This window comes from Myxococcales bacterium (genome assembly GCA_016703425.1).
In the GTDB taxonomy this organism is placed as follows: domain Bacteria; phylum Myxococcota_A; class Polyangia; order Polyangiales; family Polyangiaceae; genus JADJCA01.
This window is the reverse complement of the sequence record JADJCA010000015.1, coordinates 150938-162633: the sequence shown is the minus strand read 5'-3', so window position 1 is coordinate 162633 and position 11696 is coordinate 150938. Positions and strand designations below refer to the sequence as shown.

At 68.3% G+C, this 11696-nt stretch carries 9 protein-coding genes and 1 pseudogene; 4 read left to right on the top strand and 6 right to left on the bottom strand.

Features of this window, described 5'->3' with window-relative positions; translation table 11 throughout:
* Positions 1 to 58: 58 nt before the first annotated feature.
* The 4 genes from IPG50_27550 to IPG50_27535 form a co-directional block, all read right to left on the bottom strand.
* On the bottom strand, positions 59 to 739 hold the full coding sequence (locus IPG50_27550) for a hypothetical protein (GenBank protein ID MBK6695932.1): 681 nt from the start codon (positions 737 to 739) through the stop codon (positions 59 to 61).
* Between the two features lie 168 nt (positions 740 to 907).
* Positions 908 to 1612 (bottom strand): aquaporin family protein, encoded by a 705-nt coding sequence (locus IPG50_27545; protein ID MBK6695931.1) that lies wholly within the window; start codon positions 1610 to 1612, stop codon positions 908 to 910.
* Entirely contained in the window at positions 1593 to 2081 is a 489-nt protein-coding gene (locus tag IPG50_27540; GenBank protein ID MBK6695930.1) for a VOC family protein, read from the bottom strand. The genes IPG50_27545 and IPG50_27540 overlap by 20 nt, the downstream gene beginning before the upstream one ends.
* A gap of 11 nt (positions 2082 to 2092) precedes the next feature.
* Entirely contained in the window at positions 2093 to 2401 is a 309-nt protein-coding gene (locus IPG50_27535; protein ID MBK6695929.1) for a helix-turn-helix transcriptional regulator, read from the bottom strand.
* Between the two features lie 206 nt (positions 2402 to 2607).
* On the opposite strand from IPG50_27535, the gene IPG50_27530 reads away from it, so the two are divergent.
* Positions 2608 to 4116 (top strand): response regulator, encoded by a 1509-nt coding sequence (locus IPG50_27530; GenBank protein ID MBK6695928.1) that lies wholly within the window; start codon positions 2608 to 2610, stop codon positions 4114 to 4116.
* A gap of 1328 nt (positions 4117 to 5444) precedes the next feature.
* Here the strand turns inward: IPG50_27530 and IPG50_27525 are convergent.
* Positions 5445 to 7532 (bottom strand): hypothetical protein, encoded by a 2088-nt coding sequence (locus IPG50_27525; protein ID MBK6695927.1) that lies wholly within the window; start codon positions 7530 to 7532, stop codon positions 5445 to 5447.
* Positions 7533 to 7855: 323 nt separating this feature from the next.
* Between IPG50_27525 and IPG50_27520 the strand changes: the two genes are divergently transcribed.
* Complete coding sequence (locus IPG50_27520) at positions 7856 to 8176, top strand: hypothetical protein (GenBank protein MBK6695926.1); 321 nt, start codon at positions 7856 to 7858, stop codon at positions 8174 to 8176.
* Positions 8177 to 8233: 57 nt separating this feature from the next.
* Here IPG50_27520 and IPG50_27515 read toward each other — a convergent pair whose 3' ends face one another.
* On the bottom strand, positions 8234 to 8824 hold the full coding sequence (locus IPG50_27515; GenBank protein ID MBK6695925.1) for an SMI1/KNR4 family protein: 591 nt from the start codon (positions 8822 to 8824) through the stop codon (positions 8234 to 8236).
* 85 nt (positions 8825 to 8909) lie between these two features.
* Between IPG50_27515 and IPG50_27510 the strand changes: the two genes are divergently transcribed.
* On the top strand, positions 8910 to 9815 hold the full coding sequence (locus IPG50_27510) for a hypothetical protein (protein MBK6695924.1): 906 nt from the start codon (positions 8910 to 8912) through the stop codon (positions 9813 to 9815).
* A pseudogene (locus IPG50_27505) lies at positions 9802 to 11688 on the top strand (cysteine desulfurase). The gene IPG50_27510 and the pseudogene IPG50_27505 overlap by 14 nt, the downstream one beginning before the upstream one ends.
* Positions 11689 to 11696: the final 8 nt, after the last annotated feature.

Here is an 11696-nt window from a genome sequence, read left to right as displayed (position 1 = left end):
CACGCGGAGACGCGTGGGCCCTTTTCATTGGTGCCCCAAGCGCGGTGCGCCAGAGACTTCACGGCTCCGGCGGCAAGACCTCGGGCTCGGGCGGCAAGACCTCGGGCGTCGGTTCGGTCGGCGCGTAGTCGTTCACGACGGGCGGCTCGGGCGCAACCTCGGCCGGCGGCTCGAGGGGCGCATCCTCGCGCGGCGCGAGGTCTTGCGGCGTCCCCCCCTCTGGCGCCCCGTCTGGCGCCGCCGGAACGTAGGGCGAGGGCTCGAAGCCGAAGTAGTCGCCGGAAGGATTTCCGAGCGGCGCGAGAGGGACGTCGTTGCCCGGGCCTGCCGTGGGCGCGGCCGCCGTATACGTTCGCCCAACGCCAGCATCGAGGCCGATTCCGATCGACACGACTTTCCCCGAGTCGTTGGAGAAGACGGACCCGCCGATGCCGACGTGACCGCTGCCACCGGTCGACCACCCGGTCAGGGCGTCGTCGATGGTCGAGCCGTCGTTGGCGGTCACGGAGACGCGGTCGACGGATGCGCCGACACGAAGCGACGGAATGCCCATGCCACCGCCGCCCGTGAAGTACCAGTTGCCGTTGTCCAAGCGCGTGACGCCAACGGTGCCGATGCCGTAGCTCAGACTCGCCGACCACCCGTAGGCGCGCTCGGCTCCGCCGGCCACATGGTCGAGGTCGTCGAGGGTCAGCTGGTTCGGGAAGGACGCCGCGCGCGTTCCGGAGTCGTTGGACATCGAGCGGTAGCCAAGCAATCGAAATGCCACGGGGCCATCACGGCGCGCCCCGGCGAATTCGGCTCTCGCCGGGCGCCGACCTCCGAAGTCGACAGTCTCAGCGGAACCTCCGGTTGCCCAGTCGGATCGGGCCCCATCCATGTGGGCGCGTGTCGTTGAATCCCGCGATCACGGCGCCTCGTCTTGGTGTGACGTGTCCCCAACCCGTGCCGGGGCGAGCCACTGAAAGAGCGCCGTGGCGGCGCCCGCACCGAGCAACTGCGCCACTACGAAGAGCGGCACGTCGACGGGACGAATGCCGGCGAACGTGTCCGTGGCAGCGCGCGCCAACGTGACCGCGGGGTTGGCGAAGGACGTCGACGCGGTAAACCAGTAGGCCGCGGTGATGTACGCACCGACGGCAAAGGGCACCGCCGCCGGGCGCGAGCGAGCTGTGCCCCAGATGATCGCCAAAAGGCCGAACGTGGCGACAAACTCGGAGACGAGCTGCGGCGGACCGCTCCGCGCGTGCTGCGAGGCGGAGAACACGGCCACGTCAAACATGACGTGTGCGAGCGCGACGCCGGCGAACGCGCCGGCGACCTGCGCGAGCACGTAGGGAAGGGCGTCGCGCCAGCGAAGGTCGCCCTGGGCGGCCATCGCGAGCGTTACCGCTGGGTTCATGTGAGCGCCGGAGATCGGCCCGAAGGTCAGAATCAACGCGACGAGGCCTGCGCCCGTCGCGAGTGCGTTCGCGAGCAAGGCCACGCCGACATTCCCCCCGGCGAGTCGCTCCGCCATGATCCCAGAGCCGACCACCGTCGCGAGGAGGAGCGCCGTGCTGAGCCCCTCGGCGACGAGCCGTCTCGTAAGGTCAACCGCCGCAGCAGCCAACGGGCGCCTTCGTGCCGCGGTCGGGGGCGTTGTCGGTTGATGACGTGACCTTCGGAACGCAGCAGCCTGCGTTCGCTTCGGAGTGCTTCAGCATCACATCGGCCTCGCCCTTCACGACGAAGACCTCCCATGCGTTGCCATCGGGATCTTCAACCCAAACCTTGTCTTGGAGTGCGTAGCAGCACTCGGCGTTGTCCTCGGTGACGGTCTTAAGTCCCGCTGACTTGAAGCGAGCCCACGCGGCGGCCACGTCTTCGCTGGTCGCGACTTGAACGCCGAAGTGGCTCGCGTTCACGCCCGTGCGTTCGGCTTCCTGCATCGTCAGGTTCAGCGAAGGCTCGAGGAGGTCGAACTTCGCGTAGCCGGGGCGGCGCTTGGTGGCTTTGACGCCGAACACAGCCTCGTAGAACCGAACCGACGCGTCGATGTTGGAGACGTTGAGCGAGACGTGGGGTTTGAGAATCGTCATTCAGGTCTCCTTCAGCAGCAGCTCTTGCCGCCGCGTTTGCAGCAATCTTCCCAGAGGTAGTCGGTAAGCCCGCGCAGCGCGTCGTAACGAGCCGAGTAGAAGAGGAACGTCCCCTCGCTGCGCGTCTGGAAGAGTTCGGCGTCTACGAGCCGCTTCAGGTGGTGACTCAAGGTCGACGCGGGCAAGTCGACGTGGGCCTGGATGTCGCCCGCGGCGACGCCCGGTTGCCCCGACTGCACGACGAAGCGGAGGATCTTGAGGCGAACCGGGTGCCCGAGCGCGCTGAGCTGCTGGGCGTGCCGTTCGAGCTTGGCGACCACGAATCTATTTCTAACAATTTCGAACAATGCCGCAAGCGCAATTTCGAAATGTTTCGAATCAACGGAGCCAACACAAAGGCCCGTTGCCGCGACCTCGCATGGAACGGCTGGGGGCGAACGCACTGGATGTCGGGGGCGAGGATGAGTTAATAGTGGGTCCCTGAGAGGGGGGGAGCGCCGCTTGGGCGCGCCACGAGAGGGCACTGATGGTTCGCGATCTCGTCACACCGGTGGCGCCTCCTTCACTCGATGCCGACCGCGCCGTCGCCGCGTGGCAAGCGATCCTTGAGGCGGTGCCCGAAGCCATCGCCGTGGTTTCACGCGCCGGCGTGATCCTCGAGCTCAAGCCGACCGCCGACGTCCCCGTGGGGGACGAGGCGCACACGGGCATCGGCAAGAGCGTTCACGATGTTCCAGGTGTGCCGGCGGAGCGCATCATGACGCTCCTGGAGCGGGCCTTCGAGACGCGCCAAACGCTGCCGATGGAATACGAGGTCACGGTCAACGGCATGGTGCGCTCGCGGGCGGCCGCGCTTCGCGCCATCAACGACGAAGAGGCCGTTTGGGTCGCGCGCGACGTGACCGCGGAGCGCGACGCCTCGCGCAGGATGGCCTTCGCGGATCGTATGGCGTCGCTCGGAACGCTCGCGGCCGGCGTCGCGCACGAGCTCAACAACCCCCTCGCTTACGTCATGGCGAACCTCGAATTCATCGAGCGCGAGCTCCTGACAACGAACGCCGTCTCCACCGAGGTCGCGTCGGCGCTCGCCGAGTCGCTCGATGGCCTCGAGCGCATGGGCGCCATCGTGTCTAGCTTGCGCGAGTTCTCTCATCCGCACGACGACGCGACGGCGATCGTGAACGTCGCGGACGTGGTGGCCGGTGCTGTGAAGCTCGCCTCGCTTCGGCTCGACGGCCGCGCCGCGCTCGATGTCGAGCTCCCGAGCGAACCGCTCGAGGTGCGCGGCGTCGAGGCCCGTCTGTCGCAGGTCTTCGTGAACCTCCTCTTGAACGCGATCGCCGCGCTCGACCCGGCGAAGAGCGCGACCAACGTCCTTCGCGTCCGCGCCGCGGCGGCCGATCACGGCGTCGTCGTCGAAGTCTGCGACAACGGCTGCGGCGTTCCCGCGGCGATTCGCTCTCGGGTCTTCGATCCCTTCTTCACCACCAAGCCTCTCGGTGAGGCGACGGGCCTCGGTCTCTCCATCGCTCAGCAGATCGTTCGCGGCGCTGGCGGTGAGATCGAGCTCGAGAGCGAAGAAGGCCGAGGCGCCACGTTTCGCGTCGTGTTGCCGGCCGCGCCGCCGTGGCCGTCGATTGTGTCATCGATTCCTTCGTCGGGGCGTGACGTGGCGCGGATCCTGGTCGTCGACGACGATCCAGCGGTTCGCTCCGGCCTCACGCGGCTCTTGGCGCGCTGGGACATCACCGCCGTGGCCAGCGCTCGCGCAGCCATCCTCGCGCTCGAGAGCGACGTCTTCGACCTCGTCCTTTGCGACGTCCTCATGCCCCGCGTCTCGGGCGTCGCGTTCTACCTGGACGTGGCCGCGCGCTGGCCTGGCCGCGAAGCGACCGTGGTCCTTATGACGGGCGCTCCGCTCACCGACGTGGCTCGCCTCGAGCTCGGGACGCGCGCGCCCATCGTGCTCTCCAAACCCTTCGACGCCGCAACCGTCTCCGAGTGTCTCTCGCTCGTTCGACGCGCCTGCGCGTGACGGAGCCGCCGGCCCAACGCGAGGAGCCCCATGACCGCGAGCGCGCTGAACCAAGGCGGCGTCATGCGGCTCGGAACCGCGGTGCATCCGGAGTCGCCGCTTGGCCCGGTGGTCTGTGGTGCGTCGGTTGACGGCGTCGCAGCCGTGGGCACGCCGCCTTCTGCGGGCGTCGACGCCTCGGCCGTGAGCAGCTCCATCTGGCCGCGCCCCGAGGTTGCCGCGCCAAAGCTAGGGGCCAGCGAGGCCGCGAGGGGCTCGAATTCCTTTTCAAGGTCGAGGATCGCCTCGTCGGTTGCGTCCTTCGGCACCATGAGGACGACCCCCAGCGTCAGCTTCGCTTCCGCGCGCGCCGGCGACCGCGCACCGTTCACGGCGACGACTTCGTCGATGCTCACGGTGCGGCGCGTGGCGGTGACCGTCAAAGGCGCGCTTCCCCAATAGGGGAACGAGGCGGCGTCGAGCCCGCGCCGCGTGTAGGGGTCTTTGAAGGACGGCGGAGCGACGGCGTTTTCGAGGACGCCGAAGGGCTTCACCTCCGACGGGTCGGCGAGGCCCATCAGGTAGAGGTCGAGCGTCGAGAATCGCACCGAGGTCGGCGTCTGCCCGCTCACCGTGAACGTGCCGTCGCCGTTGTCGTGCCAGGGGTTGCCGCCGGCCGGTGAGCTCCCCGCGTCGAGCCAGAACGACCAGTGAAAGGGGAAGCCGATGAGCGCGTCGGCCTTGCCGCCGCTGCCGGTCTCGTTCACGCGCACCGCCGGTCCCCACAGGTGCGAGAGCTCCAGCAAGAACAGGTATTGTCCGAAGCCGTCGAGCGGCGACTTGGAGAGCGCGGCGCGCGTAGCGAGCTCGGTGAAGTCGTTGTGAAGGAGAATGGCGCGCAGCGGCGGCGCAAACGACTTCTTCATGCCTCCGCCGATCTCGTTCTCGAGACCGATGCCGGAGACATCGTTGGCGACGGAGGCGAAGAGCGTCCGGTGTGGCTCGCCGTCCATCGGAAACGCGGTCCAGACGCTGAGCACCTCGGGCCTTGCCTTGCCGGTCGCGTCGTACAGCGGCACGAACCTCCGCGTGAACGTGGAGGGGCTCACCTTGGTCATGACGCCGTCGTCGCGAATCGTCACGAAGGACTTCGCGCTCGCAGCGCGCGGCGCCGTTATCAGCGCGAGACAGGAAAGGCTCATCGCAAACCGTGAGGCACGCATGGCGCGCCCACCCGCAAGGCTCGTGCCGAGGCCGCCGGCGCCGAGAACCGCCGTGACTTGCCGGCGGGTCGTTACGTTCGTAACGCCGTCGACGACGGCAAACGGACCATGAGCGAGGAGAGCACCTCAGTAGGCTTGTTCGTCGCCACCGCCACCGCCGGCGTCGGCCTGGTAGGCGCCGGCGTCTGCTTGGTACGCCGCCGCCTCGACCTCGCCGTTCGCGCCGCTCGGATCCTCGGAGGCGGCGATGGTGTTGGCGGCCTCGTTGAGGTTCGCTTGGAGCTCTTGGTCGTAGGCCTCGGTCTGCGCTTGGTTCATTTGCCCCTGGTTCATTTGATAGAGCGCCGCTTCGTGCTCCGCGGTCGCGCCCGTCGGATCGTCGAACGGGTTGGTCGCGCCACCGTACAGATCGCCGGTTGTCACCGTGTTGTCGTAGTTGACCACCTGGGCCGGACCCGCGAAGGGATCGGGCGTGCCGGCGCCGTTCAGGAAGTCGCCTGTCGTCGCCGTGTTGCCGTAGTTGACGACTTGAGCGGGGCCCGCGAAGGGATCGGGCGCGTCAACGGCGGGCAATCCCGCTTGCACGCGAGCGGCTTGAATCTCCGCGTCGGCCGAGTCGTTCGGCGCGCCGTATTGGCGAACGAGCTGGTTGGCGAGGTTCACGTCGTCGGCGGTGCCCGTGCCTCGCGCCTGCCCGAGAAACCGTTCCGCGTCGTAGAGCGACTGCTGCACGAACGGGTCGCGAGCGTAAGACAGCGCGGCGTCTTGGTACGCCTTCGCTTGTTCGGGCGTCGTGGGAGGCGCTGCGGCCACGAGATCCTTGTAGGTCGTCGCCGCAAGATCCATGTCGCGTCGAAACGCAGCGTTCTGCGTCGCCGCCGTGAGCGGCTCGGGCGTTCCGAGGAGGCGCGCCGCATGGATCGGCGCGGTGAAAGGCAGAATCGCGAGGTCGACGGCGGCGGCGGGGGCGCTCACCACGAACCCCGCGGTGTCGGCCGCCGCGTTGCGGAAGAACGTGTCGGTCGCGCGCTCAGCCGGCGACGCGTCCTTCGCCGGCTCGCCCCACCAATCACGGACCGCCTGACTGACCGGTTGCGCGATGGTCGACGACACGGGGAAGAGGTGCCCCGCTTCTTGGACGCCGCTGTTGAACGTGTCGAGTCCGGTGCGGACCGTCGGGTTGAGGAAGCCCTCACCGGTGTCGCGACGGTAGGCATCGTCGGCGGCCGTGAGGGGCGTCGTTCCAATGGGCACCGCGGCGACCAGTGTACCGGCGAGGCGCGGGCCGTGGGGCGAGACGTCGCCCGGCACTTCCGGTGCCGCCGCGCGCCCCGGCCCGCCCGGGAGCGCCTCGCGCGTCAGGATCTCTGGCGCCACCGGCGACGGGTCGATGTTGGCGCGAATGAGCTCGGCGCGCGGATCGTTGAAAGGGAGGTTCCTCGCGAAGGTCTCCAGGTGTTGCGGCGTGATGTCCGGTCCTGTCGGGCCGCCGCGCGGGATGCGCCCTGCCTCGAGATCGTTGAAGCGCGTCCCAACCTCCGACGGCGTTAGCAGCAAGTTGCCGCTGCCATGCGGGTTTTCAATCGGCACGCGACCTTCGAGCGGGTTGCCAACGGTGTAGTAGTGATCCCCGCGGGTGTCCGCCGGCGGGTTCGGCACCGAGCCAACGGTCACCACCGTGTTCGGACGTTGCGCAAGGTCGACCGCGGTGTGATCGAGACCGGGCAACCGATGCTCGATGCCCTCGAGGCCGAGCTGGCGCATCGCATCGGAAGCGTGTCCACCGGCGTCGGTCCCGTAGGCCAGGCGGGCCCCCGGATTCGCATCACCCGTCGGACGACCCATCACCGACTCGAACATGGCCCGGTACGGATCGGGGGCCGCGCGCAAGGCCGGATCCACGACGACCGATTCGCCGGGGGCGTTGAGGGCGAGCGCCCAAGCCTTCTCCGTCGCGAGCTCCGCGGGCGTGCCGGTGGAGTGGACCGGTGAGCGGCCCGCGGGGTCGAGGGCCGGCTGCTCCATGAAGACGACGCGCCCATCGGCGAACTGCGTGGTCACCAGATCGGGCGTGCCCGATAAGCGGCCCTCAAGGTAGCCAGGGCTCACTCGCCCGATGCCGTTCATCGTGGCGCAGAGGTAGCAATTGCCCAACTCGCCTTGCCGAATGCCGCCGTTGACCGCATCGAGCGCCACCGCATCGAGCCCGGCCACCGGTCTCCCGCTCGGTCGTTCGTCCACCCGTCGATTCCGCATGGAACACCGCGATGCAGCTACCGAGCCAACGCGACGTGTTCACCAAAGCGGAAGGGACCGTTGACGGCCTGTGAACACTGGGGACGCAACCGAGCGGACTCTCGCGAGCGTTTGCCCACCTTTCCACTCGCAGACGCCGAGGCGGCCCGGATCCGGCGCGGGTCGGGCCTTGCCCACGGGCGCGCGACCGTCTTCCGCTCCACACGGAATGGCTCACGCGCAGGGGTTGCTCAGATGCAACGGGCGATGCTCGTGCGTCGAGCCTTGGGTACGCTCCAAGCATGAGCAAGTTCGCGCCCCCCACCACACCGTGTCCTTGTGGCGCTCGTGGCATGTACGTCGTGAGTCCCGTTCGCACCGTCGCGGCCGGTCGAAACGGACCCTACGCGCAAGAGTTCAAGGTCTGCTCCGATGTGCCGGAGCGAGGACTCTTCGGCACGCCCTCGGCGACCGACGTTGTTGGCGCGACGCTCTCGCTTGTGGTTTGCGACACCTGCGGCGAAAGTCGCCTCTTTGCGAGTCCTTCTGAGCTCAAGGCGATGCTCGATGGGCGGGCCGGCGGCGTTTCCCACGTCGTGGCGCCAGGGGCTCCGTATCGCTGAGCTGGCATCGCCGCGCGACGCCAAGCGAGGCGACGGTGTCGGCGGCCTCGTTGACGATCAGATGCCGTCGTAGGGGTTGAGCGTTCCGCCCTTCTTCGCCTGCGCGATCCATCGCGCGACGAAGGTCACGAACGGTTTGGGCTTCCGAAACGGATGCCCCGTCTCATAGGCGTGATCAAAGATCACGACGGCGTCATCGTCCGGGGTTCGGCGCGTCAGCATGAAGTAGTAGCCCCGGCCGTCGTCGGTCATGAAGGGCAACAGCTTCGCCGGGTCGATCCCCTGCGCCAGGGCGAGCTTCGCGTCGGCGGCCGAGAGCCAGCTGAGCGCGTCCTTCTTGGCCTTGGCGATCTGCGTCGGCTTCAGCACATGAAACGGGATGGGCTCGTCTTCGTACGAGCACAGGAGGGGACCTACACCGAGCTCCGTCAGGAGCTCGACGTACGGCTCCGGCAGCGGCCCCAGCTTCTTGGTCAGCGCCTTCACGTCGGCCTTCGAGAGCTTCTTGAGCTTTTGGAACGGCTCGTCCCAGGCCTGTTCGACGAAGTCGGCCATGCCCTCTTCCGGATCGTCCTCGATCATCTTGGGGACATACCGCTCGACATAGAAGCGACGGTACTCAGCGAAGGCCTCTGCGACGCTACCCATCGCGCGAGGTTAGCGGAAACGCGAACCAGGACCACGCCGTTCCCCGTTGCGCGATGGCCGGCCCCGCCGGTACCGTGGCGCCGCCATGTCAAACACCCCTCGTACGCTTGGAGAGCGCGCCGCGCGGCAACTCTCGAACACGACCAAGACGCCGCCGCAGTGGCGCGGCGCCACACCGCGCTGGCTCGTCCAGATGATCCCGTGGACGCCCGTCGAGGCGGGCGTCTATCGCGTGAACCAGGCGCTCGACGACAAGTTCGCCATGAAGTGCAGCCCCGAGCACGGCGAGGAGCTCCCCGTCGGTTTCAGCGACTACGAGCCGAACCCGCGTGAGTACGTGCTCACGTCCGTCACCACGACCATCGAGGTCGACACGCGCGTCTCGGACCTCTTCCGTAGCCCGATGGACCAGGTCAAAGAGCAGCTCACGCTCGCCGTCGACAAGCTCAAGGAGCGCCAGGAGAGCGAGGTCCTCAACAACAAGAACTACGGCCTCCTCCACAACGTCGACCCGGACATGCGCATCAAGCCGCGCAAGGGCACGCCGACGCCCGACGACATGGACGAGCTCATCGCCACCGTCTGGAAGGAGCCGGCCTTCTTCCTCGCGCACCCGAAAGCCATCGCGGCCTTCGGTCGTGAGTGCACGCGTCGCGGTGTTCCGCCGCCGACGGCCACGCTCTTCGGCGCGCCGTTCCTCACGTGGCGCGGGCTGCCGCTCATCCCGAGCGACAAGCTCCCGATCAAGGATCACAAGACCGACATCCTTCTGATGCGCACCGGCGAGCGGAAGCGCGGCGTCGTGGGTCTCTTCCAACCGGGACTGCCGGGCGAAATCAGCCCGAGCCTCGCGGTTCGCATGATGGGGATCAACCAGAAGGGCGCCGCTTCGTACTTGCTCTCGCTGTACTGCTCCGTCGCCGTCTTGACGCACGACGCGCTCGGCATCCTCGAGGGCGTGACGGTCAACCACTACCATGACTATCCGTGAGCCCGGCGGGCCCGTGAGCGGGCCCGAAAATGGGCTCGCCAGCCCGGGCGAGCTTCGGCTCGCGACGTCGCTGCTGCCGGGCGTTGGCGACTCCCGTCGCCCGGCGCCGCGCGCCCGGCCGCCGACGCTACCGGACATGGATCCGGTGTCGCTCACGAGCCTCGTCTCTCGGTTGGCGAACGACCTCTTCGCGATGCCCGCCATCGGCGGTCCGGCCTCGTCGCTCGCTCCCTCGGCCGACGCGCCCGCGTCGCCGACGGTGTCTGCCCCAGCGCCACCGGCCGCCAGCCCCCGCTCGTCTCCGTCGCGCTCGCGCCCGCGTCGCCGCACCCTCGATGCCCCGCGCAGCGCCTCGTCCGCGACGGCGCCACCGGCGCCGACCGCTCGCCTTCGGCTCGCCCTTCGACGCGCCGCTCGATTTCACCGCCTTCGAAGGCGCCGAGCGCGCCTTCCTCGCGCCCGCGGCGCTCGCGTTTCCGCTCGTCGACGCAACGGACCTCGCCGCTGCGCCTCACGAGGCCTCGGCGCCGCGTGTCACGGCACCGCTCGACTTCGCGTCGCTCGAACACGCGCCGACGCCAAACGCGGATCCCTGAGGTTTCCCTCGCACCGTCGGGGGTCCCGTCCGATCTGCAACGCCTCGTCACGGCGGTTCGCTCGACGCCACGCGCTCCGTGAGTTTCCGATCCTAAACAGCGCGTCCACGGCAAGCGCCTCGTGTGGCTCGACAACGCCGCCACGACGCAGAAGCCGCAAGCGGTCATCGATCGCCTGAAGCGGTTCTACGAGCACGAGAACTCGAACATCCACCGCGCAGCGCACACGCTCGCGGCGCGCGCCACCGACGCCTACGAGAAGGCCCGCGAGAGCGTTCGCCGATTTCTCAACGCGCCGTCGGCTTCTGAGATCGTCTTTGTTCGCGGCGCCACCGAGGGCATCAACCTCATCGCGCAGAGCTGGGGCCGGAGGAACATCGAGGCCGGCGACGAGATCGTGATCTCGTGGCTCGAGCACCACGCCAACATCGTTCCGTGGCAGCAGCTGTGCGGCGCGCAAGGGCGCCAAGCTGCGCGTCGCGCCCGTCGACGACACCGGGCAGATCCGGCTCGACGAGTACGACAAGCTCCTCAATGACGCACCAAGCTCGTCTCGTTCACGCAGGTGTCCAACGCGCTGGGGACCATCACGCCGGCCGAGCCGATGATCGACGATGGCCCATCGCCGCGGCGCGCTGGTGCTCGTCGATGGCGCGCAGGCGGTCTCGCACAAGCCGGTCGACGTGCAGAAGCTGGACGCCGACTTCTACGTCTTCTCCGGTCACAAGGTCTTCGCGCCGACGGGCATCGGCGCGGTCTACGGCAAGAGGAGCATCTTGGACGCGATGCCGCCCTGGCAGGGCGGCGGCAACATGATCCAAGATGTGACCTTCGAGCGAACGCGCTTTCATCCGGCGCCGATGCGCTTCGAGGCCGGCACCGGCAACATCGCCGACGCGGTGGGCCTCGGCGAAGCGCTCGATTGGTTGACGCGCGTGGGCATCGAACGCGTTGAGCGCTACGAGCACGAGCTGCTCGTGTACGGCACCGCGTGTCTGAAGACCGTGCCGGGCCTGACGATGGTCGGCACCGCGGCCGAGAAGGCCGGCGTGCTGTCGTTCATCCTCGCGGGCCAAAAGACCGAAGAGGTCGGCGGCCTGCTCGACAAGGAAGGCATCGCCGTTCGCTCCGGTCACCACTGCGCGCAGCCGATTCTGCGGCGCTTCGGCCTCGAGGCCACCGTTCGTGCGTCGCTCGCGCCGTACAACACGAAAGAAGACATCGACGCGCTCGTGGCCGCGCTGGAACGAATTCAGGCGGGCCACGCCCGCGCCTGAAATGCGCT

What these genes read in the sequence shown, in the direction of transcription:
- IPG50_27520 (MBK6695926.1), top strand. Translation starts at nt 7,856, where the DNA reads ATGAGCAAGTTCGCGCCCCCCACCACACCGTGTCCTTGTGGCGCTCGT.
- IPG50_27540 (MBK6695930.1), bottom strand. Translation starts at nt 2,081, where the DNA reads ATGACGATTCTCAAACCCCACGTCTCGCTCAACGTCTCCAACATCGAC.
- IPG50_27530 (MBK6695928.1), top strand. Translation starts at nt 2,608, where the DNA reads ATGGTTCGCGATCTCGTCACACCGGTGGCGCCTCCTTCACTCGATGCC.
- IPG50_27515 (MBK6695925.1), bottom strand. Translation starts at nt 8,824, where the DNA reads ATGGGTAGCGTCGCAGAGGCCTTCGCTGAGTACCGTCGCTTCTATGTC.
- IPG50_27510 (MBK6695924.1), top strand. Translation starts at nt 8,910, where the DNA reads ATGTCAAACACCCCTCGTACGCTTGGAGAGCGCGCCGCGCGGCAACTC.
- IPG50_27550 (MBK6695932.1), bottom strand. Translation starts at nt 739, where the DNA reads ATGTCCAACGACTCCGGAACGCGCGCGGCGTCCTTCCCGAACCAGCTG.